At 45.0% G+C, this 260-nt stretch carries 1 protein-coding gene; it reads right to left on the bottom strand.

All coding sequences use genetic code 11. The annotated features are described in order from the left end of the window. A partial coding sequence (locus R0J92_RS24110; RefSeq protein ID WP_411053540.1) for a hypothetical protein occupies nt 1–260 on the bottom strand: 260 nt, incomplete at both ends.

A 260-nucleotide genomic window follows, 5' to 3' on the forward strand; every position in this document is an offset into this window, starting at 1 on the left:
CTGATTCAAGCTTTGGATCGCGCGGGTAGATTTCTATGTTCGTTGTTGGTTTGTCTGGCGGGGTATTTTCTCCCTTTACATTCGCTGTGTTTTGAATGTCTTTACCCGCTTGACCTTTTCCTACTTTCGCTTCAAATGTCACTGTGTGCCAACCAGTATTTTTCACGTCACCTATTTGACCAGTCACAGTGCCGTTTGTATAGTCACCTTTGTCTTGATCTTTGGCATCTGTTACACTTGCGCCATCCACCTTAAGCGAG

It is taken from the genome of Tritonibacter sp. SIMBA_163 (assembly GCF_046535935.1).
Classification (GTDB): domain Bacteria; phylum Pseudomonadota; class Alphaproteobacteria; order Rhodobacterales; family Rhodobacteraceae; genus Epibacterium; species Epibacterium scottomollicae.